Here is a 25,254-nt window from a genome sequence, read left to right as displayed (position 1 = left end):
CTTCCTAGAGTGGATCCATGTCCGAAACACACAGCAACCCGCTCGACGACCCGAATGCGAACCCGTTCGAGGTCGCAGCCGACGCAGCCGCAGACATCGCGCGCCTGACCGGAGTCGAGAAGCACGACATCGCCCTCACCCTCGGCAGCGGCTGGGGCAAGGCCGCCGACATCATCGGCGAGACCACAGCGACCATCCCCGCCACCGAGGTCACCGGCTTCTCGAAGCCCGCTCTCGAGGGGCACGTGGGCACGCTGCGCAGCATCCGCACCCCCGATGGCAAGAACGTGCTCGTCATCGGCGCCCGCACCCACTACTACGAGGGCCACGGCGTGCGCCGGGTCGTGCATTCGGTGCGCACCGCCGCGGCGACAGGCGCCGAGATCATGGTGCTCACGAACGGCGCAGGAGGCGTCCGCGAGACCTGGACCCCCGGCCAGCCGGTGCTGATCAGCGACCACATCAACCTCACCGCCGACTCGCCTCTCGAAGGCGCGACCTTCATCGACCTCACCGACCTCTACTCGCAGCGTCTGCGTGACATCGCCCGCGGCGTCGATCCCTCCCTCGATGAGGGCGTGTACACGCAGTTCCGCGGCCCGCACTACGAGACGCCCGCCGAGGTGCAGATGGCGAAGCACATCGGCGGCCACATCGTCGGCATGTCCACGGCCCTCGAGGCGATCGCCGCACGCGAGGCAGGCATGGAGATCCTCGGGTTCTCGCTCATCACCAACCTCGCGGCCGGCATCCAGAAGACACCGCTCAGCCACGCCGAGGTCATCGAGGCGGGCCGCGAGGCGGAGCCGGTGATCTCGGCCCTGCTGGCACGAGTGGTCGAGGCGCTGTGAACGACGAGCGCCTCGCGCAGGCGCGCGCCTGGATGAGACAGGACCCCGATCACGAGACCCGCGACGAACTGGCCGCGGTCATCACGAGAGCGGCGGCCGGTGACGAGTCGGCGGCATCCGACCTCGACGACCGGTTCAGCACGAGGCTCGCGTTCGGCACGGCAGGGCTTCGCGGGGCGCTCGGCGCCGGCAGCAACCGTATGAACCGCGTGCTCGTCGCGCAGGCGGCCGCAGGCTTCGCCTCCTACCTGCGCGAGAAGTCGCACGGAGGCACGCCGACGGTCGTCATCGGCTATGACGGACGCCGCAACTCCCGGGTGTTCGCGACCGACTCCGCCGAGCTGTTCGCCGGAGCCGGACTCCGCGCGATCCTGCTTCCGAGACTGCTGCCGACGCCGGTGTTGGCCTTCGCTGTGCGCCACCTGGGCGCGGATGCCGGTGTGATGGTCACGGCGTCGCACAACCCGCCGAACGACAACGGCTACAAGGTCTACCTGGGCGGGGCCGACCAGGGCTCGCAGATCGTCGCACCCGCCGATGCGGAGATCGCTGCGCACATCCAGCGGGTCGCCGACGCGGGGGACGTCTCAGCTCTGCCTCGTTCCGCCGACTACGAGACGGCGGGTGAGGACGTCGTCGAGGCGTACGTGGGCGCGACAGCCGCGATCGCCCCGGCGCCCGCCGGCGCCTCGGACCTGCGATGGGTCTACACCGCCATGCACGGGGTCGGCTGGGAGACGCTGTCGAAGATCGTGTCGGCCGCCGGATATCCGCAGCCGATGGTCGTCGAGGAGCAGCTGAAGCCCGACGCGACGTTCCGCACCGTGTCGTTCCCCAACCCGGAGGAGCCCGGGGCGATGGACCTGTCGTTCGCTCGGGCACGTCGGGTGCAGGCGGACTTCATCATCGCGAACGATCCGGACGCCGATCGCCTCGCCGTGGCCATACCGGATGCGTCTGCGGGGAACGGATGGCGACGCCTCACCGGCAACGAGGTCGGGCTGCTGCTCGGCGCTCGAGCCGCCAGGGCTGCTGCGGGCACCCCTGGCGCGTCGCTGGCGTGCTCGCTCGTCTCGTCGCCCGGCCTCGGTGCCGTCGCCGCGCACCACGGGCTCCACTTCCACGAGACGCTCACGGGCTTCAAGTGGATCTCCCGGGCGCCCGGGATCGTGTTCGGCTTCGAGGAGGCCCTCGGCTACCTCGTGAACCCCGAGACCGTGCGCGACAAGGACGGCATCTCGGCCGCCGTGGCGGTGCTCGGTCTCGCGGCCGAAGCCCACGAGCGCGGGAAGTCGCTCGCCGATCTGCTGTCCGAACTGGGCGACACATACGGCCACTTCGCCAGCGGACAGGTATCGGTTCGCGTCGACGACCTCTCGATCATCGGTCGTGTGATGATGTCGCTGCGCACCCTCCCGCCGCAGCAGCTCGGTGGTCACGTCATCGCCTCGGCGGAGGATCTGCTGCACGCCGACGCGGGAAGGCCGTCGGGCGATGTGCTGCGCTACAGGCTCGCGGACGGCTCCCGCATCATCGTTCGTCCGAGCGGCACCGAGCCGAAGCTCAAGGTCTACATCGACGCCACCGCCGACTCCGCGGAGCGGGCCAGTGCGACGGTCGGCGAGCTCGAGGCCGCGGTGCGTGTGCTCCTGGAAGAACGCTCGTAGGCCGCATGCCGAGAAGACATGTCGTGATCAGCGCCCACAACGGGGTGCACGCGCGTCCTGTCGCCGAGCTCGTCAGGCTCGTGCAGGCGCACCCGCACGCCGTGACTCTGCGCACGTCGTCGGGCGCGGTCGTGGACCTCAGCAGCGTTCTCGCGCTGATGGACCTCGCACTCGCGCCCGGCGACGCAGTGGTGCTCGAGACCGCGGAGTCGGCGGACGCCGAATCCGTCCTCGACACGCTGGCCGGCGTGCTGGATCCCCGGGGCTGACGCAGTCGTCAGCCGTCGATGACGGCGACGAGCTCGTCGAGGAACGCCTCGAAGGTCGTTCCTCGACGGACGATGCGCTGCACGCTGTCTCGTTCGCTGAACACCTCGACGAGCTGCTCGAACACCGTCTGGAACGCGGCGCGGTCGCTCTCGCTGAATGCGGCGAGCGCGACCACCTGCACTCGCCCCTCCCCCCAGGCCGCCGATCCGTCGGCGACGCCGATCGCGATCGCGGTGCGCGTCGCGGTCATCTGGAGCGCGTGCGGCACAGCGAGGGCATCGGTGAACGCCGTCGACGACATCCGTTCGCGGAGGATCGTGTTGTCGACGTAGTCGTCGCCGATGAGACCGGCATCCACGAGCAGTCCGCCCAGTCGCCGGATGATCGCCTCCTCACCCTCATCGGGCAGCGGGTAGACGAAAGCATCGGCGACGAAGTAGCGCGCGAGCTCGGCGCGGAGCCTGGTCAGGCGTCTGCCGCGTCTGACGCGCGCGGCGGCCTGCTGGATCCGGTCCACATCGGCATCCGTGAGGAACGGCTGTATGCGCACGAAGCGATCGCCCGCCGCCCCCGGTTCGATCGTGCTGAGCACCAGGTCGGTGTCGAACGATGCCCAGTCCGGGTCGACCTTGGTGATGACGCTGGTCACCTCGATCGCCGATCCCAGCGACCGGTCGACGCTCGAGCGCAGCAGCTCGTGCAGCTCGTAGTAGCCGGGACACACGATGGTCGCCGTGAGGATCGACTCCGCCTTGCGGCTGCGCTCGAGTCGGCCGCCGACGTGCATGGCGATGTAGGCGATCTCGTCGTCGTGGATCGGCGTGCCGAGGCGGTCGTGCAGTCCGCTGGCTATCGAGACGGCGACCTCGAAGATCATCGGATACGAGGTCTTGAGCGAGCGGGTGAGCGGGTTGCGGGTCAGCGCGCTCTCTTCGGCTCGACGCATCAGATTCTGCACGTGCAGAGCCAGGCGCAGCACGAACGTCTCGTCGACGAGGTCGACCTGGAAGTCCTCCGCCGCCCTCGCGATCTCGGCGCGGACGGCGGTCTCGACCCGCGGGTCCACACCGCTGCGGGCGACATCACCCGCGGCGTCCTCTCCCGGGGCCACGATGCGGGTGAGCACCAGGGAGGCGAGATGGCCGCTGTCGCCGTCTCCGAGCGTCACCGAGAAGTGCTGCTGGGCGAGGCGGGCGATCACGGCGCCGACCCGCGGGATCTCCTCACGTGCACCGGCGGGCCCCGACTCAAGCGCATGCCCTGCGGCGACCCGCTCGGCGGCGATGGCGATGTGCAGAAGGACGTCGGAGATCGCGAGCTCGTTGACGTAGTAGCCCTGCTCGCCGAGCTCGCGCACCAGCTCGGATTTGAAGGGTCCGACGGCATCCGCGGCGATGACCCCTCCGGCGAGCGCGCGGCGGAACGTCTCGGGGTGGAAGGACGCGGCATCCATCTCGTCGTGCGCCAGCCGCGACAGCAGGCGCCGCTGTGCGGCCTCGTTGCCGCGCAGCCGCACGATCTCCCGGTCTCTCTCGAGGGTGAGATCAGTGCCGTCGAGCAGCGTGCGCACGCGGGCGAGGTCGGCCTCGAGAGTCGCTTCGCTCACGTGCAGCGCATCGGCCGTCGCGAAGACGTCGACGCCGTCCGGCAGATCGAGCAGGGTGCGCACGAGACCGTGCAGGCGGTCGCGCGGAGCGGACTCGCCGCTCTGCCGGGCACGCAGTGCGTTCCGAGCGCCCGGTCCGGCTCGATAGCCGGCGGGACCCGATTCGACGGCATCCGCGGCTCCGGTCCTGGCGTTCAGGGCGGCCACGTACGAGCGGATACTGCGCGGCGTGACGCCGAGCTGATCGGCGAGATTCGCCGCCGTCACCCACTTCTCCTGTCGGAGCAGGGATGACAGGAGCTGGTCCTGACGCTGTCGCGACATGATGCTCCCTCCTCCGTGCCGACTGCACTGTCCTGACGTGACTTCCATGATGTCAGGTAGGAGGGGGCCTCGCTCCGACACCGAGGTTCCGCAGGGGCGGAAGGGAACCTGTTGGCGACCGCACCCCGACTCTTCTCAGACTGTTCTCAGGAAAGGTGAGCATCGATGAAGATCCTCGTGGTGTGCGGCGCCGGTGCGTCGAGCACGTTCGTCGCGCAACGACTCCGCCGGGCGGCCTCCGAGGCCGGCCTCGACTGGGACGCCTCGGCCGGCATGGAGCAGTCCGTCGCCGGCAGCGACCACGACCTGATCCTCGTCGGCCCTCATCTCGCCGATCGCCTCGAGGCGATCCGGCAGGCCGCACCCGCTCAGGTGGCGGTGCTTCCCGACGACGTCTTCGCCGACAGGGACGGCACCCGCACGCTGGCGTTGGCGCGGTCGATCGTCGCCGACGCCAGGAACACCCCGAAAGGAACATCATGACCGTCTCCCGCACCGTCCGCATCGGCTCATCCCATGGACTCCACGCCCGCCCCGCGAAGCTGTTCGCACAGGCGGCCAAGGACGCAGGGATCCCCGTGACCATCGCGAAGGACTCGGGCAAGGCGGTCAACGCGGCCAGCATCCTCGGCGTCATCGCGCTCGCGATCGAGCACGGCGACTACGTCACGCTGACGGCCGAGGGTGACAGCGCCGAAGGCGTGCTCGACACGCTCACCGAGCTGCTCACCACCGACCATGACCAGGACGCCGGCGCGTGAGCGAGCTCAGAGGAGTCGGGATCGGTCTCGGGGTCGCCCAGGGCGTCGTCGTCCGGATGACCGAGGCGCTGCCCGCTCCCGAGAACATCCCCAGCGCCCAGGGCGCCGACGCCGAGCGCGCGCGGGTGCGTGAGGCCGTGGCCGCAGTCGCCCAGGAGCTCACCGCACGCGGCGAGGCCGCGGGCGGATCGGCGCAGGAGGTGCTCGAGGCGCAGGCGATGATCGCCGAGGACCCGACACTGCAGGACGAGGTCGACACCCGCATCGACGACGGAGCGACGGCCGAATGGGCGGTGCACGACGCGTTCGCGGGCTTCCGTGCGACGCTCGAGGCCGTCGGCGGCTACCTCGGAGAGCGCGCAGCCGACCTCGATGACATCGCCCAGCGGGTGCTCGCGCGTCTTCGCGGCGTCGATGCGCCGGGAGTCCCCGATCCGGGGCACCCCTTCGTCCTGGTCGCCCGAGACCTCGCCCCGGCGGACACGGCGCTGCTGAACCTCGATCAGGTGCTCGCCCTGGTCACGTTCGACGGCGGACCCACCTCGCACACGGCGATCCTCGCCCGCGAGAAGGGCATCGTCGCGATCGTCGGCGCGGCATCCGCATCCGAGCTCGTGACCGGCAGCCCGGTCATCGTCGATGCCGCCGCCGGGATCGTGACCGTCGATCCTTCCGACGATGAGAAGTCGCGCGCCGAGCAGCGCGCAGCCGCCCGCCGCTCGGCGGACGCCGCACCACTGACCCCCGGCGCCCTCGCCGACGGCACGCGGATCCCGCTGCTGGCGAATCTGGGGAAACCTGCAGACGCATCAGATGCCGTCGAACGTGGGGCTGAGGGCGTCGGGCTGTTCCGCACCGAGTTCCTGTTCCTCTCCTCGGCGCAGGCACCGACGGTGCAGCAGCAGCGCGAGTCGTATCGGCAGCTGCTCGAGGCCTTTCCGGGTCAGAAGGTCGTCGTGAGGATGCTGGACGCGGGGGCCGACAAGCCGCTGGCGTTCCTCAACGACGCGCACGAGGAGAATCCCGCGCTCGGACTCCGCGGGCTGCGTGCGCTCCGCGCGAGCGAGGACATCCTGCGCGAGCAGCTCACGGCGCTGGCCGAGGCGGATGCCGCCACCGAGGCCGACCTCTGGGTCATGGCCCCTATGGTCGCCACCGTCGAGGAGACCCAGTACTTCACTTCGCTCGCCCGAGAACACGGCCTGAAGACCGCCGGTGTGATGGTGGAGATCCCGGCGAGCGCCCTGCTCGCCGACCGTGTGCTCGCGCACGCGGACTTCGCCTCGATCGGCACTAACGATCTCACGCAGTACACGATGGCCGCAGACCGGATGCTCGGCTCCGTCGCCGGATTCCAGGATCCGTGGCACCCGGCCGTCCTGCGCCTCGTGCGCGAGGTCGGTGCAGCCGGAGCCCGCCTCGGCAAGCCCGTCGGCATCTGCGGCGAGGCCGCCGCCGATCCGATGCTCGCGGTCGTGCTCGTCGGCCTCGGCGCGACGAGCCTGTCGATGGCACCATCGGCCCTCGCAGACGTGCGCCACACTCTGTCGCAACACACTCTCGATGAGGCACGCAGCCTCGCCGAACTGGCGCTGGCGGCAGACGACGCCGCCGGAGCCCGCCTCGCCGTGGCCGATGCCACAGCACCCATCCCCCTTCACCAGAAAGAGACGACATCATGACGACGACGTCACCGGCCGCCACGAAGGCAGGCGGCCTCCGAACGGGCGTGCAGCGCTTCGGCACGTTCCTCTCGGGCATGATCATGCCCAACATCGCCGCGTTCATCGCGTGGGGATTCATCACGATGCTGTTCATCCCCGCCGGGTTCTTCGGCGTGGACAGCCCATTCGGCTGGCACTGGTACCCGGTGGCCGAGCTGATCGGTGGAGGCGGAGACTCGGCCGTCATCGGCTGGCAGGGCGCCATGACCGCCGTGGCCGAAGGCGCTGACGGCAACTTCTTCGGCTATGTGGGCCTGGTCGGCCCGATGGTCACCTACCTGCTGCCGCTCCTGATCGCCAACACCGCCGGCCGCATGGTCTACGGCGAGCGCGGCGGCGTCGTGGCCACGATCGCGACGATGGGTGTCATCGTCGGCACGAACATCCCGATGTTCCTCGGCGCGATGATCATGGGACCGCTCGCGGCCTACGTCACCAAGCAGATGGACCGGCTGTGGGACGGCAAGATCCGCCCCGGCTTCGAGATGCTGGTCAACAACTTCTCCGCCGGAATCCTCGGCATGCTCCTCGCGATCTTCGGCTTCTTCGCCTTCGGTCCTGTGATGCTCGGCATCAGTGCGGTCCTCGGCGGCGCGGTCGACTGGCTGGTCGCGCTGAACCTGCTCCCGCTCGTGTCGATCATCGTCGAGCCGGCGAAGGTGCTGTTCCTCAACAACGCCATCAACCACGGTGTGTTCACCCCGCTCGGCATCGAGCAGGCCACAGAGACCGGCAAGTCGATCCTGTTCCTGATCGAGGCGAACCCCGGACCCGGTCTCGGCCTGCTGCTCGCGTTCACCTTCTTCGGTGTCGGCGCGGCGAAGGCATCCGCACCCGGTGCGGCGATCATCCAGTTCTTCGGTGGCATCCACGAGATCTACTTCCCGTACGCCCTCAGCAAGCCGACCACGATCCTCGCCCTGATCGCGGGTGGCGCAGCGGGTGTCACGACGAACATGGTCCTCGGTGGCGGTCTCGCCTTCCCGGCAGCCCCCGGCAGCATCATCGCCGTGACCGCCGCAGCCGTGGGCCCCGGCATCGGCAACCTGCTGGTCGTGTACCTGTCGGTCGTCATCGCCGCCGTCGTCACGTTCCTCATCACCGGAGTCATCCTGCGCGCCTCGCGCAAGCGCGACCTCGAGGCCGAGGGAGACAGCTTCGGCGACGCGATCGCACAGACCGAGGCGAACAAGGGCAAGTCCTCGGCCGCGATGGACGCTCTGCGCGCGTCCTCGGGTGCGGCCGCAGGCTCAGCCGCCGCGGGCGCGGCAGTCACCACCGACCGCCGCATCGAGAACATCGTGTTCGCCTGCGACGCCGGCATGGGCTCGTCGGCCATGGGCGCGAGCGTGCTGCGCAACAAGTTCAAGAAGGCAGGGGTCGAGGGCGTCACCGTCACCAACCAGGCCATCGCGAACCTCGACGGCACCGCCGACCTCGTGATCACGCAGCAGCAGCTGACGGATCGCGCGAAGGCGCAGTCGCCGAACTCCGTCCATGTGTCCGTCGACAACTTCATGAACTCTCCGAAGTACGAAGAGGTCGTCGAAATGGTGCGCGAGCAGCGCGACTCCGACGCGTGACAGACCGGGCGGGGTGGATGCCACGGCATCCGCCCCGCCCCCACATTCTCAGAAAGAAGGAATCACCATGAGCGTTCTCACCCTCGACCAGGTCCGCATCCACGCAGGCTCCAGCACCCAGCAGGAGGCACTGCAGGAGGCCACGGACATCCTCGTGTCCGTCGGCGCCGTCACTCCCGCCTACGTCGACGCGATGCGTCAGCGCGAGGAGACCGTGTCGACCTACATGGGCAACGGTCTGGCGATTCCGCACGGCACGAACGACACCAAGGATGCGATCCTCGCCTCGGGTCTCTCGGTCGTGCGCTACGACGGCGGCGTCGACTGGGCCGGTGAGCCCGCCACTTTCGTGATCGGCATCGCCGGACGCGGCGACGAGCACCTCGAGATCCTCTCGCAGATCGCGATCCTGTTCTCGGATGACGACGACGTCGCGAAGCTCAACGCCGCACAGACCCCCGACGAGCTGTTCGCCCTGCTCTCGGCGGTGAACGACTGATGAAGGCGGTCCACTTCGGCGCCGGCAACATCGGCCGAGGCTTCGTCGGACTGCTGCTGCACGAGGGCGGCTACGAGGTCGTGTTCTCCGACGTCGCCGACGCCCTGGTCGACGCGATCAACGCCGTCGACTCCTACACCGTGCACGAGGCGGGCCCCGGCGGCACCGACCACGTGGTCACGGGCTTCCGCGCGGTGAACAGCAAGACCGATCCGGATGCCGTCGCCGACGAGGTCGCGACCGCCGACGTGGTCACGACGGCCGTCGGGCCGACGGTGCTGCGCTTCGTTGCTCCGACGATCGTCGCGGGTCTCGCCCGCCGCGCCGCCGGCGCCGCCCCGCTGCAGGTGATGGCCTGCGAGAACGCGATCGGCGCGACCGACACGCTCCGTGCGGAGATCGAGAAGGCGGCAGGAGTGGATGCGGAGGAGCTGCTCTCCCGTGCGGTCTTCGCGAACACCGCGGTCGACCGCATCGTGCCCGGGCAGCCTGCCGACGGCGGAGTGGACGTCACCGTCGAGCCGTACTTCGAGTGGGCGATCGAGTCGGAGGCCTTCGGTGGCGCACTGCCGAAGATCCCCGGAGCGCACTTCGTCGAGAACCTCGCGCCCTACATCGAGCGCAAGCTCTTCACGGTGAACACCGGGCACGCCGCGACGGCGTACTTCGGCGCTCGTGCCGGGATCGAGCGCATCTCGGATGCGCTGGCGGATCCCGACATCGCCGCTCGGGTATCAGCCACCCTCGAGGAGACCTCCGCGGTCCTGGTCGCCGAACACGGCCTCGACCCCGCCGAGCTCGCGCAGTATCGCTCGACGATCCTCGAGCGATTCCGCAACCCCGCACTCGTCGACACCGTGCAGCGCGTCGGGCGACAGCCGCTGCGAAAGATCTCGCGGCACGAGCGGTTCATCGGGCCGGCGGCGATGGCCGCCGAGCGTGGGCTGTCGACCATCGCGCTGGTCGGCGCCGTCACCGCCGCGCTGGAGTTCGACGCGCCCGACGACGAGCAGTCGGTCGAGATGCAGGAGGCCCTGCGCACCGAAGACGCTCTCGCCTTCACCGTGCGCACGACGGGGCTGGATCCCGAGCATCCGCTGTTCCCTGCGGTGCGCGACGCTGTGCTCTCGCGTCAGACGGCTCTGAACGCCTCCTGAGCACCGCTGCGCGCATCACCCGCGCCCTCTGCGCCGTACCCGCGCCCTCTGCCGATACGATCGGCGGAGGGCGCGGGTGCGCGCACAGCGAGGTGCGGGAGCAGCATGAACAGATACGCCGTGATCGGCGCAGGGCCGTCAGGACTCGCTGCCGCCCGCGCGCTCACGCGGCGCGGGATCGGTGTCGACGGATACGAGGCATCCACAGGCGTCGGGGGTCTCTGGGACATCGACAATCCGCGCAGCACCATGTACGAGTCGGCGCATCTGATCTCGTCGCGCACCACCACCGAGTTCACCGAGTTCCCCCTGCGATCGACGGTCGACTACCCGGGGCACCGTGTGCTGCGGCAGTACTTCCGGGACTACGCCGACCATTTCGGGCTCACCGGCCACTTCCGATTCGAGACGAGGGTCACCCGCCTCGCACCGCAGAGCGGCGGCTGGGACCTCACCAGCGACGGCCCCGAGGGCGAGCACACCAGGTGGTACGCCGGCGTCGTGCTCGCGAACGGCACTCTGGCCGAACCCAACGTCCCCGCCTTCGCCGGTGCCTTCACGGGTGAGCTGATGCATACGAGCGCCTACCGGTCACCCTCCCAGCTCGTCGGCAAGCGCGTGCTCCTGGTCGGCGCGGGCAACTCGGGCTGCGACATCGCGGTGGATGCCGTGCATCACGCCGCGTCGGTCGACATGAGTGTGCGTCGCGGCTACTACTTCGTCCCGCGCTATCTCTTCGGGCGACCCAGCGACACGCTCAACCAGGGTCGTCCGCTGCCCGCGCGCATCAAGCAGGCCGTCGACAGTCGCGTGTTGCGGGCGTTCACCGGCGATCCGGCGCGGTTCGGATTCCCGAAGCCCGACTATCGCATCTACGAATCCCATCCGATCGTGAACACGATGATCCTCAACCACCTCGGCCAGGGTGACCTGCGCATCCGCCCGGATGTCGATCGCTTCGACGGGTCGACCGTACGGTTCCGAGACGGTACGGCCGACGACTACGACCTCGTGCTGCTCGCGACCGGCTACACGCTCGACTATCCGTTCGTCGACCGCACGCACCTGCACTGGCGCGGCGCTGCTCCTCGGCTGTTCCTGAACATCTTCCCCGCTTCGTTCAACGGACTCTACGTGATGGGCATGATCGAGGCGTCCGGGATCGGATGGCAGGGACGATACGAGCAGGCCGACCTGCTGGCGGCCTATCTCGACGCCGTCGAGCACGCTCCGGCCACCGCGACACGGTTCCGCGACCGGGTGACCTCGGAGCCGTGGCCCGATCTGACCGGTGGCTATCGCTACCTCGGACTCGACCGCATGGCGTACTACGTCAACAAGGACGCCTACCGCAGCGCCGTCCGCCGAGAGAAGAGCGCGCTGGACGACCCGACGGGGCGGCACACGTGATGTCCGGTGCCGGGGTCGTTCACATGCGCGGGCTCTAACCTTGATCCCGTGCAGAAGAAGCGTGGACGTCGTGTCCTGAAAGTGGTCGTCTGGGGACTCGTCGCCGTCCTCGTGCTCGGAATCGCCGGCATCGTCGCCTGGAGCCAGATCGGGGTGATGCCCGCCGAGAAGGCACCGCTGGCGAGCGTCCGGGAGAACCCGGCGATCCACGTCGAAGACGCCGATCAGGGAATCGTCCTCACCCCCGCAGACGGCGAGTCAGAGACGGGCCTGGTGTTCATCCCCGGGGCGAAGGTCGACCCGTGGGCGTACGCCGCGATCCTGCAGAGCCTCGCCGAGGAGGGCGTGACGGTCGTGATCACCCGCCCGTGGCTGAACCTCGCGTTCTTCGACCTGCGCGGCCTGGACTCCTTCACCTCCGCGGCCCCCGAGATCGACGAGTGGGCGGTCGGCGGTCACTCGCTGGGCGGTGTGCGCGCGTGCCAGCTCGCCGCAGACGCCGAGGCGCTCGTGCTGTTCGGGTCTTACTGCTCGAACGATGTCTCCGACACCGACCTCGCCGTGCTGAGCATCTCGGGCAGCGAGGACGGACTCTCGACGCCCGAGAAGATCGACGCGGCCCGCGATCTGCTTCCGGCCGACGCCGAGATGATCGAGATCGAGGGCGCATCCCACGCGTCGTTCGGCGACTACGGGCCCCAGGCCGGAGACGGGACGCCGACGATCACGGACGAAGAGATGCACGCCGAGGTCTCGGAGGTCCTGATTCCCTTCATGGCCGCGCTCCCCCAGGGCTGATCTGCTCTTCGCCCTGCGTCTCAGCGCCCAGGTCTCCGACGATGACGGGATCGAGCAGCGGATGCAGGTGCCGCGTGCCGAGCACCCCGGATGCCGTCCGCGCACCCGCGCGGAGTGCAGACGGCACGTCCGCGCCGGAGAGCCGGGCATCGAGCACACCCGCGAGGAAGGCATCGCCGGCCCCGTTCGTGTCGACGACGTCGACGGGCACCGCCGCCACGCGATGCTCCACGCCGGCTGCGTCGATCGCCACAGCGCCCTCCGCACCGAGCGTGCACACCGCGAGTGAGGCTCCTGCCGAGATGCGCGACTGCAGGAAGGCCACGGGATCCGCGAGGCGGTCGGCATTGCAGAACACGGCGTCGGCCGCGTCGAGGAACGGCCGGTGGAAGTCGGCCTCGCCGTCGTAGTCGTGCACGTCGACCCAGATCGGGCGCCCTGCGGCACTGGCCGCGGGAAGAAGACGGAGGGGCTCCGCCGCGAGGTCGAGCACGATCGCATCGGCCTCTCGCATCGCTCCGACCAGGGCGGCGTCATCGACACCGTCCGTCGCCGAGGGCGAGGCGAGATAGAGCGACACCCGCCCGCCGAGACGCGTCATGAGATTCAGGTGGCGCTCCGTGACGTCGCCGTGGCCCCACCGAGTGTTCACCCCGGCCCGGCCGAGGGCACCGCGCACGCGCTCCCCCGGCTCGTCCGCCGCGCACAGCGCATACAGCAGCGTGGGGCGCCCGAGCGCGGTGAGGCTGAGCGCCTTGCCTGCACTCGTGCCGCCGACCGTCTCCCAGGAATCCTCGGCGAACTGCATGTGGGGCACGGGCTCAGGCAGGCGATCGAGCACGACGATCGAGTTCCAGGAAGCCGGCCCCGCGATGAAGACGGATGCGCTCATGGCTCCATCCTGCCCGGTGCGACCGCCGGATCAGCCGATCCGCTTGATCAGCGAGTCGAGGCCCATTCCGTAGTCGATGCGCACGACCGGGAGCGCGAGCTTGTCGGTGCCGATCTCGACGTATCCGGGTTCGATGGTCCGCGCCATCTCGAAGCCGGCCTGCGCGACGCCCTGCTTCGCGGTGTCGTTGTAGTGTCCGAACGGATACGCGATCACCTCGCGCACCCCCAGCACGTCCCCTGACACGTTCAGGTCGGCCGCGATCTCGTCGGCCGTCCAGTTCGTCATCCGGCCCTTGCCGTTCTCTCCGGCCTGGTGCATGTCATGGGTGTGCGAACGGCGCAGCACGTAGATCGACGGCGGTGGGTCCTGCCGGTAGGCCGTGATCATGAACGACGTCGACAGGAGCCTGTTCCGCTCGATCACCGGAACCGCCAGGTCGAACCAGGTCTGGTCGGCGTCGTCGTCGGTGATGATCACCGAGCGGGAGGGCAGCGAGAGGCGGCCGTCGATGAACGCGCTGAGCTCGTCCCAGGTCGGAAGATAGAAGCCCGTCGTCGCGATGTGGGTCATCTGCGCGTCGAAGTCGCCGATGTACGCGTAGTTGCCGCGCAGCCACCCGGACTCGCCGTCCGGGTTCGCCGTGAACTGGTGGTACATGAGGATCGGCACCTGCACCTCGGCAGCGGCGTTCGCCTCAGGGGTCGTCCACCCGGCGAACAGCTCGGTCTGCTGATCGACGCAGACCACGGGGTCCGCGCCGTTCACGCGTGCGGCGACCGTGTACGCGGCGGCATCCGCCTCGGTCGTGTACCACCCCGCGAACACGCGCCCGTCCTGCGCCGGTATCGGAAGGGCTGCGTAGAGCGCGTCCTGCCGCTGGAGCATGGGCTCGGCCGGGGCGCCGTCACCGAAGAAGCTCACCGCGCACGCGAGCGGGTCGTCGGCGTCCGCGAGGAGCTGCTGAACCGGTGTGAGCGGACGCTCGATGACGGCGGCGCCGGCGCGTGGATCAGACCCTTCCGGCGGGATGGTCGACCAGGCGTACGCCGCCGCCGCGCCTGCCCCGATCACGACGACGGTGCCGATGATCAGTGCGGCGCCGATGCGGCGTCGCTTCCTCCCGGACGCCATGGACTAGATGTCGAATCCGTCGGCGATCATCTCCACGAGCTCCTCGCGCTCCTCGACAGGCAGGAAGGCTCCGGCCGCGGCGTTGAACTGGAAGGTCTCGAGGTCGTCGAGGTCGTACTCGAACGTCTCGACGAGGTTGGCGAGCTCACGCGTGAGAGACGTGGCGCTCATCGTGCGGTTGTCGACGTTGACGGTGACGGCGAATCCGAGCTGGTAGAGCAGATCGAACGGGTGGTCTGCGAGCGTGTCGCCCCATGCCGCGATCGCTCCGGTCTGCAGGTTCGATGACGGAGAGAGTTCGAGCGGGATCTCGCGGTCGCGCACCCAGCGGGCGAGGTCGCCGAACTGCACCTGCACCTCGTCGCCCTCTTGGGTGATCACGTGCAGATCCTCGGCGATGCGCACGCCGTGACCGAGTCGCAGGGCTCGCCCGTCGATGAGCGCCGAACGGATCGAGGCCGCGCCCGCAGCCTCCCCCGCGTGCACCGTGACGGGGAAGAAGCTCTCCGCGAGGTAGTCGAACGCGGCCCGGTGATTCGAAGCCGGGAAGCCGTCTTCGGGCCCGGCGATGTCGAAGCCGACTGCCCCGCGTCCACGGAACCCGACCGCGAGCTCTGCGATCTCGCGAGAGCGGTCGGTGTGACGCATCGCGGTGATCAGCTGTCCGACGCGGATGCTGTGGCCATCGCGGTCCGCGGCGTCCTCGCCCTCTTCGATGCCCTGCTGCACGGCCTCGACGGCCTGCTCGAGCGAGAGACCGCGGGTGAGGTGCTGCTCCGGTGCCCAGCGAACCTCGCCGTAGATCACTCCGTCGTGCGCGAGGTCCTGCACGAACTCGCGTGCGACGCGGGTCAGGCCCTCCGTCGTCTGCATGACGGCGGTCGTCAGATCGAACGTCGTGAGGTACTCGACCAGAGAACCGGAGTCGCTCTTCTTGGCGATCCATCGGCCGAGGGCGGCCGGGTTCGACTCCGGCACATCGACGCCGATCGCATCCGCCAGTTCGATGATGGTCGACGGACGCACTGCGCCGTCGAGGTGGTCGTGCAGCGATACCTTGGGCAGGCCTCGCAGAGACGCCCCCTGGATGGTGACATCGCCGTTCGCGTCGATCGACATGGGGATTCCTCTCGGTCGCGGATTCGCTGTGTTCAGGCTAGCGGTCTGCGGATCAGGCCGTGATGCGCTCACGCACGATCGGGCCCGCAGCCGGAGCCTCGTCGCCGATCGCCCAGGCGCCCTCGAGCGCCTCGATCGCGCGCGGGAACCTGGCCTCATCGGCGGCGGAGAGGGTGAACAGCGGCTGGCCCGCCACGACTCGGTCACCGGGCTTGGCATGCAGATCGATGCCTGCTTCGAAGATCACCGGATCCTCCGCCCGCGCGCGTCCGGCACCGAGACGCCACGCCGCGATGCCGAACGGCAGCGCGTCCAACTGAGACACCACACCGTCGGCAGGGGCGGTGATCACGTGCGTCTCCCGTGCCGTCGGCAGCGGTGCGTCCGGGTCGCCGTCTTGCGCACGGATCATGGCCTTCCAGCCGTCCATCGCACGTCCGTCGTCGAGAGCGGCTTCGACATCGGCATCCGGCTGTCCGGCGAGCGCGAGCATCTCGCGTGCGAGGGCGATCGTCAGCTCGCGGACGTCCGCGGGGCCTCCACCTGCCAGCACCTCGACGGACTCGCGGACCTCGTTGGCATTGCCGATCGCGCGGCCGAGGGGCACGTTCATATCCGTGAGCAGTGCGGTCGTGGCGACGCCGGAGTCGGTGCCGAGGGCGACCATCGTGCGCGCGAGTTCGCGAGCCCGGTCGATGTCCTGCATGAACGCCCCTGAGCCGAACTTCACGTCGAGCACCAGCGCGTCCGTGCCCTCGGCGATCTTCTTCGACATGATGCTCGAAGCGATCAGCGGGATCGCCTCGACCGTGCCGGTGACGTCACGCAGCGCGTAGAGCTTCTTGTCGGCAGGGGCGAGACCTGAGCCCGCGGCGCAGATCACCGCGCCCACGTCGCCCTGCATCTGAGCGAACATCTCTTCGTTGCTGAGCGCCGCGCGCCAGCCGGGGATCGACTCGAGCTTGTCGAGCGTGCCGCCGGTGTGGCCGAGTCCGCGGCCGGAGAGCTGCGGCACAGCGACGCCGAACACGGCGACCAGCGGTGCGAGCGGCAGGGTGATCTTGTCGCCCACCCCTCCGGTCGAGTGCTTGTCGACGGTCTTCTTGCCGAGGGTCGCGAAGCTCATCCGCTCCCCCGAGGCGATCATCGCGTCGGTGAGCACGCGGATCTCGTCGCGCTCCATGCCGCGCTGGAAGACGGCCATCGCGAACGATGCCATCTGCGCGTCCGACACGTAGCCGCGCGTATAGGCGTCGACCATCCAGCGCAGAGCCTTCTCGGGCACGACACCTCCGTCGCGCTTGGCACGGATCACATCGACGGCGTCGAAGGGCTCAACGCTCATCGGGCGTCCTCCAGGTCTCGGGGGCCGAACGCATCCGGCAGTACTTCGTCGATGGTCCGGATCCCGGAGACGGTCTCCAGCAGCATCCCGGGCATCGCGTGCTCGTAGAGCAGTTGGCGGCAGCGGCCGCAGGGCATGATCGTCTGTCCGTCGTTGTTCACGCACACGAAGGCGACGAGCTGGCCACCGCCGGACATGTGCAGGTCACCCACCAGAGCGCATTCAGCGCACAGGGTCACTCCGTACGACGCGTTCTCGACGTTGCAGCCGGCGACGATGCGACCGTCGCCGACCAGGGCGGCGGCTCCGACCCGGTACCGCGAATACGGCGCGTAGGCCTTGGTCATGGCGTCGGTCGCGACCTGGCGAAGCTCGTCCCAGTCGATGTCAGTCATGTCTCTCCTAGGACTTTATGTACGGCTTGCCGCTGGCCGCCGGCCCGCGGATCTGACCGGCGAAACCGGCGACCGCGAGCAGCGTCACGACATACGGGAGCATCAGCATGAACTCGCCGGGGATCGGTGTCTTGAGGATGGACAGCAGGTTCTGCAGGTTCGTCGCGAAGCCGAACAGCAGCGCCGCCAGAGTCGCGCGAATCGGATCCCAGCGTCCGAAGATCACCGCGGCGAGGGCGATGAAGCCGAGACCGGCCGTCATGTCCTTCCCGAACTGCGGCACCGACACCAGCGTGAAGTACGCGCCTCCGATGCCGGCGATCGCGCCCGCGAGCAGCACGTTCCAGAAGCGCGTCGAGTTGACCTTGATGCCGACCGTGTCTGCGGCCTGCGGGTGCTCACCGACGGCGCGGACGCGCAGTCCCCACTTCGTGCGGTACAGGCCCCACGCGACGATGGCCACGGTGATGAACATCAGGTAGACGATGAACGTCTGGTTGAAGAGCACCGGACCGATGATCGGGATGTCGCTGAGCAGCGGGATCTCGATGCGGCTGAAGCGCACCGGGGTGTTGAGCTCCGCCTCGTTCGGTGCGAGCAGCGCGCCGTAGAGGAAACCGGTGAGACCGCTGACGAGCACGTTGAGCACCACACCGACGATCACCTGCTCGACGAGGTACTTGATCGCGAACGCGGCCAGCACTGCGGCGACGAGCACGCCGCCGAGCATGGCGCCGAGCAGTCCGATGAACGGACTGCCGGTGATGCTCGAGAGCAGCGCGGCCGAGAAGGCTCCGAGGAGCAGCTGGCCTTCGATGGCGACGTTGACCACGCCCGCCCGCTCGCCGATGACCCCGCCGAGAGCGCCGAACACGAGGGGGACGGAGAGGGAGACGGCTCCGAACAGCAGGCTGCTGACGGGAACGAGACCTCCCGCGCCCGCCCACACGAGGAACCCGAAGACGGCGATGACGCTGAACGCGATCACCAGCCAGATCGATGGCTTGCGGTACGTCCACGCCCGCAGGAAAGCGAGCGCTGACAGCAGCACGAGGAGCACGACGACGACCCAGCTGGTCGGCCCCGTCGGCAGAGCGACATCCGGCAGTGCGATAGGGGACGCCGGGTCGTTGAGCCGGAAGGTGCTGGTGCCGCTGCGCGGAACGAGCAGGATCAGGAGCGCCAGCAGCACGGTGGCCGCGGCGAGGACGATCGGTGCCTTCAGGTGCCGCTCGCGCACGGTGGCGAGCTGCACGGTTCCGTCGGCGGCTTCACTCTGGACGAGGGAGGTCATGCGGTCACCGCCTTCTTCGAGGCCTTGGCTCTCGCCTTGGCCGCCTTCTCGAGGTCGGACTTCGGCAGGAAGAACACGGCGCGAAGCAGCGGCGGAGCGGCGATGAACAGCACGACGAGCGACTGCACGACGAGCACGATGTCGACGGGGATGTCCTGCGCCTGCATCGAGAACGATCCGGCCTTGAGCGCGCCGAACAGGATGCCGGCGGCGAAGGTGCCCCACGCGCGGCTGCGGCCGAGCAGGGCCACGGTGATCGCGTCGAAGCCGATCCCGGCGTCGATCGTCTCGGTGATACCGGTCGTGACCGCACCCTGAACCTGGTTCATGCCCGCGAGACCGGCGAGAGCGCCGGCGAGCAGCATGGCGTAGACGTAGACGCGCTGCACGCTGATCCCGGCCGCGCGCGCGGCGTGCGGGTTCTCGCCCACGGCGCGCATCCGCATTCCGAGCGAGGAGCGCTCGATCAGCCACCAGACGAAGAGGGTCGCGATGATCACGATCACGAACCCGAGATCGAGCAGCGGGAACTGGGGCCCGAGGAGCTCGGGGAACTGCGCGCTCTCAGGGGTGGCGTAGCCGAGTGCCTGGTTCGTGCCCGGCTTCTGCAGCAGTCCGGGGGTGCGGATCATCCACAGCAGCAGGTAGTACGCCACGTAGTTGAGCATGATCGTGAGGATGACCTCGTGGGCGCCCGTGCGTGCCTTCAGCAGACCGGCGATCGCACCCCACAGCGCGCCGCCGGCGATGCCGGCGATCAGGGTGACCGGGATGTGCAGCCAGAAAGGCAGGTCGAGCTGGAACGTGAGCAGCCCGGCGGCGGCGACGCCGATGAGCATCTGACCGCGTGCACCGATGTTGAACAGGCCGACGCGGAAGGCGAGCGCGACGCCGAGGCCGGCGGCGATCAGCGGAGCTGCGAAGCCCAGCGTGTTGGTCAGTGGGCGGATCTGCGCGGCGAAGTCCGCGCCGCGTGCGTTGAAGATCGCTCCGCGGACGAGCGCCTCGTAGCCGTTGTAGACCGCGTTCCAGATCGCGGCGAAGGTGTCGCTCGGACGCTGGAAGAAGTAGCCGGAGGCCTCCAGCACGTCCTCGTTGGTGACGGCGATCAGGATGCCGCCGACGACGAGCGCGAGGAAGATCGCGAGGATGGTCGTGACGGCGCTGCCGCGCAGCATCTCCTTCAGGATCACGTTGCCGCGAGGGGGCGGCGGAACCTCACCCGAATCACGCATCGTCGTGGTCGTGTTCACCGAGAGCTGATCGGCGGATCCCTGGCCCGCCGAGCTGCTCCCCTGTGGCGTCGTACCGCTCATGCGGCCACCTCTCCCTCGGCGGCGCCCGCCATCATCAGTCCCAGCGTCTCGCGCGGGGTGTCACCGGGAACGATCCCGACGATCGTGCCTCTGTACATGACCGCGATGCGGTCGGCGAGAGCAGCCACCTCGTCGAGCTCGGTCGAGACCACCACGACGGGGATGCCCGCGTCCCTCGTCTCGATGATCCTCTTGTGGATGAACTCGATGGAGCCGACGTCGACTCCACGGGTCGGCTGCGCCGCGACGAGCAGCTTGAGCTCGCGGCTCATCTCCCGGGCGATCACGACCTTCTGCTGGTTTCCTCCTGAGAGGGTGCCTGCCGGGGTGTGCGGCCCCTGGGTACGGATGTCGTACTCGCTGATCCGTGCGCGGGCGAAGTCCTCGAGCGCGGACCGACGGATGGTCCCTCCTCGGCTGAACTCGTCATCGCCGGTGCGGTCGAGGATCAGGTTCTCCGCCACGGAGAAGCCCGCGACGAGTCCATCCTCGGTGCGGTCCTCCGGCACGAAGCCGACGCCGGCGTCGAGGATCGCTCGCACGCTCTTGCCGACCAGTTCGGTTCCCCCGAGTGTGATCGATCCTTCGACCCTGGCCGCCAGGCCGACGATGGCCTCGACGAGCTCTGTCTGCCCGTTGCCCTGCACTCCTGCCACGGCGAGCACTTCGCCGGGGCGCACGGAGAAGTCGATGCCGTCGACGACGATCGCCCCCGCGGGGGTGAGCACCCGCAGTCCCTTGACGTCGAGACCGCCCTCGCCGAGTCGCGGCGGATCCTTGTGCACTGTGAGCTCGACCGCACGACCGACCATCAGAGAGGCCAGCTCCGCGTTGGTCGCGGTGGGTGATGCCTGGCCGACGATGCGCCCGAGGCGGACGATCGTGATCGTGTCCGCGACCTCGCGGACCTCACGCAGCTTGTGGGTGATGAAGACGATCGCCGTGCCCTCGTCGCGGAGCTGGCGCATGATGCCCATCAGCTCGTCGGTCTCCTGCGGCGTGAGGACAGCGGTGGGCTCGTCGAACACCAGGACCTTGGCGTCTCGCGAGAGCGCCTTGATGATCTCGACCCGCTGCTGCACACCGACGGGGAGGTCGCCGACGATCGCGTCAGGGTCGATGTCGAAGCCGAAGCGAGCGGCGACGGCGCGGACGTGCTCACGCGCCTTCGTGATGTCGAGGGTGCCCAGACCCTTGGTCTGCTCGTGGCCGAGCATGACGTTCTCGGCGACCGTGAACACGGGGACGAGCATGAAGTGCTGGTGCACCATGCCGATGCCGGCGTTCATCGCGTCGCCGGGGCCGCGGAACCGCTGGACGACGTCGTCCAGGAGGATCTCGCCCTCATCGGCCTGATACAGCCCGTAGAGGACGTTCATCAGAGTGGACTTGCCTGCACCGTTCTCGCCGAGCAGCGCATGGATCTGCCCCGGCTCGACGACCAGGTCGATGTGGTCGTTGGCCACCAGGGTTCCGAACCGCTTGGTGATACCGCGAAGTTCGAGCTTCATATCTGCACCTTATCCAGAAGTGTCATCCAGAAGAGTCCGAAGAATCTTCGGCGCATCGTACGGGGATCGCCCGGATGCGCCGCGAACAGTCGTCATCGTCCGTCCACGGCGCGGGGCGAGTGGCCGCTTGCACCACTCGCCCCGCCATGGATGTGAACTGCTTACGGGGAGTTCTCCGACTCCACCGTGATGTCACCCGAGATGATCTGCTCCTGCAGAGCCGCGATCTCGTCGAGCAGCCCGTCGGGCAGGTCGCCCTCGAAGGCACCGAAGCCCGAGAGCTTGACGCCCTCGTTCTCGAGCGTGCCGATGTAGGGAGCCGGGTCGAAGTCGCCCTCGGATGCGGCGACGGTCGCGTCCTCGACGGCCACGTCGATGGCCTTCATGATCGAGAAGAGGGTGACGTCGGCCACGCTCTCATCGGCCACGGCGAGGTCGCTGTCGACGCCGACCAGCAGCGTGTCCTTGCCGCTGTCGGCGATGGCAGCCGCAGCGCTCTGGTAGATCGGTCCACCGACCGGGAGGATCACGTCGACGCCCTGGTCGAGCACGCCCTGGGCGGTCTGCTTGGCGGTGTCGTTCGCGTCGAAGCCTCCGGTGAAGGAGCCGTTCTGCGTGGCGACGTCCCAGCCGAAGACCTCGACGGCGCCCGACTTGTCCTCGTTGTACTTCTCGACGCCGAGCTGGAAGCCGTCCATGAACACGGCGACCGACGGGATCTGCATTCCGCCGAAGGTGCCGACCTTGTTCACGCCCGATGCAGCAGACCAGCCGGCCGCGGCGTAGCCACCGAGGTAGGCGGCCTGAGCCGTGTCGAAGACGAGGGGCTTGATGTTGGGAGCATCGGTGGTGCCGTCGAAGTCGTTGTCGGCGTAGTCGTCGATGATCGCGTAGTCGATCTCGGGGTTGGCGAGAGCGGACTCGACGGTCGCGGCCGAGAGCTTGAAGCCGACGGCGACGATGAGCGAGCACCCCTCAGAGACAGCGGTCTCGAGGTTCGGCGCGTAGTCGTTGTCGTTGGCCGACTCGAACTCGATCGGCTCGACGCCGAGGGTCTCCGCTGCGCGGTCCATGCCCTCCTTGGCCGACTGGTTGAACGACTTGTCGTTCCAGCCGCCCGCGTCCGAGACGAGGCAGGGGATGAAGTCGGAGTCCGCCTCGCCGCCGCCGGAGCCGCCCGATTCGGTGGGAGCCTGGCCGCAGCCGGCGAGTGCGAAGACGACGCCAGCGGCGATGGTCGCGCCGAGCAGCTTCTTGGTGGTGGAGATGGTCAACTCATGCCTCCTGAACGGTGCCGCGGCCCTCGCGGATCGCTCAAAGTTACCTACTGTTTCGACTTTTGTGCACATGCGAGGGCGAGGCGCTGGCGAATGGTTACAAACCTGAAACCAAGACAGCCGATGAGCGACCGTGCGTGCTCATCAGAGCACGTCGCTCCGCCCGGTCAGCTTGAGGGACTCCACGACGCCCTTCACCCGCTGCGCATGTTCGACCGTCGTGACGAGCAGGGCGTCGGGGGTGTCCACCACCACGATGTCCTTGACGCCGATCAGGCTGATCACGCGAGAGGTCTGACTGACCAGGATGCCGCTGGCCGCATCCGACAGCACGCGTGCTTTCGGTCCGAGCACGGCGAGGTCGTTCTTCCGACCGTTGTTGATGAGCTTGGTGAGGGACGCGAAGTCCCCCACGTCGTCCCAGTCGAAGTGACCGGGCACGACCGCGAGACGTCCGCGTCGCGCAGCAGGCTCGGCCACCGCGTAGTCGATCGCGATCTTCTTCAGCCCGGGCCAGATCCGATCCACTGCGGGGCCGCGGCGCTCGCGGTCGTCCCACGCCTCGGCGAGCTCGAGCAGCCCGGCGTGCAGGGCGGGTTCGTTCGCGGCGAGCTCGTCGAGCAGCACGCTCGCCTTGGCGATGAACATGCCGGCGTTCCAGAGGTATCCGCGGTCGGCGAAGTAGGCCTTGGCCGTGTCGAGGTCGGGCTTCTCTACGAAGCTCTCGACCAGAGCGGCCTCCCGCGCCCCCTCGACGACGAGCTCCGCGCCCCTCTTGATGTACCCGAAGCCGATCGCCGGCTCGGTCGGAGAGATGCCGATCGTGCAGATGTATCCCTCCCGCGCGACCTCGACGGCGTCACGCACGGCGAACTCGAACACGCGGGTGCTGCGGATGACGTGGTCGGCGCTGAACGATCCGATGATCACATCGGGGTCGCGCCGATGCAGGATCGCGGCTGCCAACCCGATCGCCGCCGCGGACTCGCGCGGCTCCGACTCCAGGAACACGTTCAGATCCGGTATTCCGGGCAGCTCGGCCTCCACGGCCGCGCGGTGGGCCCGCCCGGTGACCACGGCGATGCGGTCGGCCCCGGCCAACGGCTCCAGCCTGTCCCACGTGTCACGCAGCAGCGAGTGTCCCGAGCCCGTGAGGTCGTGCAGGAACTTCGGCGCGTCCGCGCGGGAGAGAGGCCAGAGTCGGCTGCCGATTCCGCCGGCAGGGATCACGGCGTAGAAGTTCTCGATGGGTTGGCTCACCCCGCAAGGGTAGCGCCCCGCGAAGTCTCGACATCGAGACACTTAGGCTCCCCTTCGTCGCCCACGGTCGCCACACGGGAATAGGATGGTGTCCGATCGGCCGTGCCTGATGACAGCAGGCTCACGCTTGGAAGACGCACCGCACGCGACCGAGTCACTTCGATCCAGGGAGGACGACCGTGTCCACAAGCGCTCGCTTGACACCGTCGATTTCGGAAACCACTTCCAAGACGCCCCGCGGCACCCTCTACCGGGGTCGCGAAGGCATGTGGTCGTGGGTGCTTCACCGCATCACCGGAGTCGCCATCTTCTTCTTCCTGTTGGTGCATGTGCTCGACACTGCACTCATCAGGGTCTCCCCCGAGGCGTACAACGCCGTCATCGGCACGTACAAGAACCCGATCATGGCGCTCGGCGAGGTCGTGCTGGTGGCCGGCATCGTGTTCCACGCGATGAACGGTCTCCGCATCATCGCCGTCGACTTCTGGTCGAAGGGCGCGAAGTACCAGCGTCAGCTCTTCTGGGGCGTGCTTCTCGTCTGGGGCATCATCATGGCCGGCTTCGTGCCTCGCCACCTGATGCTCGCTTTCGCCGGCTTCGGAGGAGGACACTGATGACCGCTCAGACCGTCGCAGCCCCGGTCCGCCGTCAGCGCGGATTCAACCTCGAGAAGTGGGGCTGGCTCTTCATGCGCGCCTCCGGCGTCGTGCTCGTCGTGCTCATCTTCGGCCACCTGTTCATCAACCTGATGGTCGGCGAGGGCATCCACGCTCTGGACTTCGCGTTCATCGCCGGCAAGTTCGCCACGCCGTTCTGGCAGTGGTGGGACGTCATCATGCTCTGGCTCGCGCTGATCCACGGCGCCAACGGCATGCGCACGATCGTCAACGACTACGTGACGAACAACACCGCTCGCAAGGCGCTGATCTGGGCCCTGGGCCTGGCCGCAGCCCTGCTCATCATCCTCGGCACCCTGGTCGTCTTCACCTTCGACCCGTGCCTCGGCGTGACCGAGTCGAGCACACTGTGGGAACAGTGCCAGACGCTGGTCAAGTAGAAGA

Annotated in this window: 24 protein-coding genes; 13 read left to right on the top strand and 11 right to left on the bottom strand. The window is 68.6% G+C overall.

Annotated features, from left to right (window positions below; translation table 11 throughout):
• Nucleotides 1-17: 17 nt before the first annotated feature.
• The 3 genes from QMA07_RS05175 to QMA07_RS05165 are packed head-to-tail and all read left to right on the top strand — an operon-like array spanning nt 18 to nt 2,787.
• Nucleotides 18-851 carry a purine-nucleoside phosphorylase gene (locus QMA07_RS05175; RefSeq protein ID WP_290160433.1) on the top strand — a complete coding sequence of 278 codons (834 nt, stop codon included), beginning with the start codon at nt 18-20 and terminating at the stop codon, nt 849-851.
• On the top strand, nt 848-2,518 hold the full coding sequence (locus QMA07_RS05170; RefSeq protein ID WP_290160432.1) for a phospho-sugar mutase: 1,671 nt from the start codon (nt 848-850) through the stop codon (nt 2,516-2,518). Before QMA07_RS05175 ends, QMA07_RS05170 begins: the two co-directional genes overlap by 4 nt.
• Before the next feature lie 5 nt (nt 2,519-2,523).
• Nucleotides 2,524-2,787, top strand: coding sequence for an HPr family phosphocarrier protein (locus QMA07_RS05165; RefSeq protein ID WP_290160431.1), 264 nt, complete (start codon nt 2,524-2,526; stop codon nt 2,785-2,787).
• Between the two features lie 8 nt (nt 2,788-2,795).
• Here QMA07_RS05165 and QMA07_RS05160 read toward each other — a convergent pair whose 3' ends face one another.
• Nucleotides 2,796-4,718, bottom strand: coding sequence for a PRD domain-containing protein (locus QMA07_RS05160; RefSeq protein ID WP_290160430.1), 1,923 nt, complete (start codon nt 4,716-4,718; stop codon nt 2,796-2,798).
• A 165-nt stretch (nt 4,719-4,883) separates the two neighbouring features.
• On the opposite strand from QMA07_RS05160, the gene QMA07_RS05155 reads away from it, so the two are divergent.
• The 8 genes from QMA07_RS05155 to QMA07_RS05120 all read left to right on the top strand — a co-directional run bounded on the left by QMA07_RS05155 (nt 4,884) and on the right by QMA07_RS05120 (nt 12,650).
• Complete coding sequence (locus tag QMA07_RS05155; RefSeq protein ID WP_290160429.1) at nt 4,884-5,201, top strand: hypothetical protein; 318 nt, start codon at nt 4,884-4,886, stop codon at nt 5,199-5,201.
• Complete coding sequence (locus tag QMA07_RS05150) at nt 5,198-5,479, top strand: HPr family phosphocarrier protein (RefSeq protein ID WP_290160428.1); 282 nt, start codon at nt 5,198-5,200, stop codon at nt 5,477-5,479. Before QMA07_RS05155 ends, QMA07_RS05150 begins: the two co-directional genes overlap by 4 nt.
• Complete coding sequence (gene ptsP, locus QMA07_RS05145) at nt 5,476-7,161, top strand: phosphoenolpyruvate--protein phosphotransferase (RefSeq protein WP_290160427.1); 1,686 nt, start codon at nt 5,476-5,478, stop codon at nt 7,159-7,161. The genes QMA07_RS05150 and ptsP overlap by 4 nt, the downstream gene beginning before the upstream one ends.
• A complete protein-coding gene (locus QMA07_RS05140) occupies nt 7,158-8,786 on the top strand; it encodes a PTS mannitol transporter subunit IICB (RefSeq protein ID WP_290160426.1) in 1,629 nt (542 codons plus the stop codon). Before ptsP ends, QMA07_RS05140 begins: the two co-directional genes overlap by 4 nt.
• Nucleotides 8,787-8,853: 67 nt before the next feature.
• A complete protein-coding gene (locus QMA07_RS05135; RefSeq protein WP_140037562.1) occupies nt 8,854-9,285 on the top strand; it encodes a PTS sugar transporter subunit IIA in 432 nt (143 codons plus the stop codon).
• A complete protein-coding gene (locus QMA07_RS05130) occupies nt 9,285-10,442 on the top strand; it encodes a mannitol-1-phosphate 5-dehydrogenase (RefSeq protein ID WP_290160425.1) in 1,158 nt (385 codons plus the stop codon). The genes QMA07_RS05135 and QMA07_RS05130 overlap by 1 nt, the downstream gene beginning before the upstream one ends.
• 105 nt (nt 10,443-10,547) lie before the next feature.
• Entirely contained in the window at nt 10,548-11,852 is a 1,305-nt protein-coding gene (locus tag QMA07_RS05125; RefSeq protein WP_290160424.1) for an NAD(P)/FAD-dependent oxidoreductase, read from the top strand.
• Between the two features lie 48 nt (nt 11,853-11,900).
• Nucleotides 11,901-12,650: an alpha/beta hydrolase gene (locus QMA07_RS05120; RefSeq protein ID WP_290160423.1), complete on the top strand. Its 750-nt coding sequence runs from the start codon at nt 11,901-11,903 to the stop codon at nt 12,648-12,650.
• Here the strand turns inward: QMA07_RS05120 and QMA07_RS05115 are convergent.
• The 10 genes from QMA07_RS05115 to QMA07_RS05070 form a co-directional block, all read right to left on the bottom strand.
• Entirely contained in the window at nt 12,625-13,542 is a 918-nt protein-coding gene (locus tag QMA07_RS05115) for a carbohydrate kinase family protein (protein ID WP_290160422.1), read from the bottom strand. The two genes, QMA07_RS05120 and QMA07_RS05115, sit on opposite strands and share 26 nt — an antisense overlap.
• A gap of 30 nt (nt 13,543-13,572) precedes the next feature.
• Nucleotides 13,573-14,676 (bottom strand): polysaccharide deacetylase family protein, encoded by a 1,104-nt coding sequence (locus QMA07_RS05110; RefSeq protein WP_290160421.1) that lies wholly within the window; start codon nt 14,674-14,676, stop codon nt 13,573-13,575.
• A gap of 3 nt (nt 14,677-14,679) precedes the next feature.
• Complete coding sequence (locus QMA07_RS05105) at nt 14,680-15,795, bottom strand: adenosine deaminase (RefSeq protein WP_290160420.1); 1,116 nt, start codon at nt 15,793-15,795, stop codon at nt 14,680-14,682.
• Between the two features lie 52 nt (nt 15,796-15,847).
• The gene (locus QMA07_RS05100; protein WP_290160419.1) at nt 15,848-17,140 is read right to left on the bottom strand and encodes a thymidine phosphorylase; all 1,293 of its coding nucleotides are present in this window, start codon (nt 17,138-17,140) and stop codon (nt 15,848-15,850) included.
• The gene (locus QMA07_RS05095; protein WP_042536471.1) at nt 17,137-17,535 is read right to left on the bottom strand and encodes a cytidine deaminase; all 399 of its coding nucleotides are present in this window, start codon (nt 17,533-17,535) and stop codon (nt 17,137-17,139) included. Before QMA07_RS05095 ends, QMA07_RS05100 begins: the two co-directional genes overlap by 4 nt.
• A gap of 7 nt (nt 17,536-17,542) precedes the next feature.
• On the bottom strand, nt 17,543-18,829 hold the full coding sequence (locus tag QMA07_RS05090; protein WP_290160418.1) for an ABC transporter permease: 1,287 nt from the start codon (nt 18,827-18,829) through the stop codon (nt 17,543-17,545).
• Nucleotides 18,826-20,145, bottom strand: a complete 1,320-nt coding sequence (locus QMA07_RS05085) for an ABC transporter permease (RefSeq protein WP_290160417.1) — start codon at nt 20,143-20,145, stop codon at nt 18,826-18,828. The genes QMA07_RS05090 and QMA07_RS05085 overlap by 4 nt, the downstream gene beginning before the upstream one ends.
• Nucleotides 20,142-21,656 (bottom strand): ABC transporter ATP-binding protein, encoded by a 1,515-nt coding sequence (locus QMA07_RS05080; protein WP_290160416.1) that lies wholly within the window; start codon nt 21,654-21,656, stop codon nt 20,142-20,144. Before QMA07_RS05080 ends, QMA07_RS05085 begins: the two co-directional genes overlap by 4 nt.
• 161 nt (nt 21,657-21,817) lie before the next feature.
• Entirely contained in the window at nt 21,818-22,930 is a 1,113-nt protein-coding gene (locus QMA07_RS05075; protein WP_290160415.1) for a BMP family ABC transporter substrate-binding protein, read from the bottom strand.
• Nucleotides 22,931-23,077: 147 nt separating this feature from the next.
• On the bottom strand, nt 23,078-24,193 hold the full coding sequence (locus QMA07_RS05070; protein ID WP_140037574.1) for a mannose-1-phosphate guanylyltransferase: 1,116 nt from the start codon (nt 24,191-24,193) through the stop codon (nt 23,078-23,080).
• Nucleotides 24,194-24,372: 179 nt separating this feature from the next.
• On the opposite strand from QMA07_RS05070, the gene sdhC reads away from it, so the two are divergent.
• The gene (sdhC, locus tag QMA07_RS05065) at nt 24,373-24,807 is read left to right on the top strand and encodes a succinate dehydrogenase, cytochrome b556 subunit (RefSeq protein ID WP_072591539.1); all 435 of its coding nucleotides are present in this window, start codon (nt 24,373-24,375) and stop codon (nt 24,805-24,807) included.
• On the top strand, nt 24,807-25,250 hold the full coding sequence (locus QMA07_RS05060) for a succinate dehydrogenase hydrophobic membrane anchor subunit (protein ID WP_290160414.1): 444 nt from the start codon (nt 24,807-24,809) through the stop codon (nt 25,248-25,250). Before sdhC ends, QMA07_RS05060 begins: the two co-directional genes overlap by 1 nt.
• Nucleotides 25,251-25,254: the final 4 nt, after the last annotated feature.

It is taken from the genome of Microbacterium sp. APC 3901 (assembly GCF_030407765.1).
GTDB lineage: Bacteria > Actinomycetota > Actinomycetes > Actinomycetales > Microbacteriaceae > Microbacterium.
Note: the sequence above shows the minus strand (reverse complement) of the source record. Positions and strands in the feature narration are given on the sequence as shown.

Coding starts and splice junctions, on each gene's coding strand:
- QMA07_RS05125 (WP_290160424.1), top strand. CDS start 10,548: ATGAACAGATACGCCGTGATCGGCGCAGGGCCGTCAGGACTCGCTGCC.
- QMA07_RS05130 (WP_290160425.1), top strand. CDS start 9,285: ATGAAGGCGGTCCACTTCGGCGCCGGCAACATCGGCCGAGGCTTCGTC.
- QMA07_RS05060 (WP_290160414.1), top strand. CDS start 24,807: ATGACCGCTCAGACCGTCGCAGCCCCGGTCCGCCGTCAGCGCGGATTC.
- QMA07_RS05100 (WP_290160419.1), bottom strand. CDS start 17,140: ATGAGCGTTGAGCCCTTCGACGCCGTCGATGTGATCCGTGCCAAGCGC.
- QMA07_RS05110 (WP_290160421.1), bottom strand. CDS start 14,676: ATGGCGTCCGGGAGGAAGCGACGCCGCATCGGCGCCGCACTGATCATC.
- QMA07_RS05095 (WP_042536471.1), bottom strand. CDS start 17,535: ATGACTGACATCGACTGGGACGAGCTTCGCCAGGTCGCGACCGACGCC.
- QMA07_RS05090 (WP_290160418.1), bottom strand. CDS start 18,829: ATGACCTCCCTCGTCCAGAGTGAAGCCGCCGACGGAACCGTGCAGCTC.
- QMA07_RS05175 (WP_290160433.1), top strand. CDS start 18: ATGTCCGAAACACACAGCAACCCGCTCGACGACCCGAATGCGAACCCG.
- QMA07_RS05160 (WP_290160430.1), bottom strand. CDS start 4,718: ATGTCGCGACAGCGTCAGGACCAGCTCCTGTCATCCCTGCTCCGACAG.
- QMA07_RS05140 (WP_290160426.1), top strand. CDS start 7,158: ATGACGACGACGTCACCGGCCGCCACGAAGGCAGGCGGCCTCCGAACG.
- QMA07_RS05115 (WP_290160422.1), bottom strand. CDS start 13,542: ATGAGCGCATCCGTCTTCATCGCGGGGCCGGCTTCCTGGAACTCGATC.
- QMA07_RS05105 (WP_290160420.1), bottom strand. CDS start 15,795: ATGTCGATCGACGCGAACGGCGATGTCACCATCCAGGGGGCGTCTCTG.
- QMA07_RS05135 (WP_140037562.1), top strand. CDS start 8,854: ATGAGCGTTCTCACCCTCGACCAGGTCCGCATCCACGCAGGCTCCAGC.
- QMA07_RS05085 (WP_290160417.1), bottom strand. CDS start 20,145: ATGAGCGGTACGACGCCACAGGGGAGCAGCTCGGCGGGCCAGGGATCC.
- QMA07_RS05155 (WP_290160429.1), top strand. CDS start 4,884: ATGAAGATCCTCGTGGTGTGCGGCGCCGGTGCGTCGAGCACGTTCGTC.
- QMA07_RS05080 (WP_290160416.1), bottom strand. CDS start 21,656: ATGAAGCTCGAACTTCGCGGTATCACCAAGCGGTTCGGAACCCTGGTG.
- QMA07_RS05150 (WP_290160428.1), top strand. CDS start 5,198: ATGACCGTCTCCCGCACCGTCCGCATCGGCTCATCCCATGGACTCCAC.
- QMA07_RS05165 (WP_290160431.1), top strand. CDS start 2,524: ATGCCGAGAAGACATGTCGTGATCAGCGCCCACAACGGGGTGCACGCG.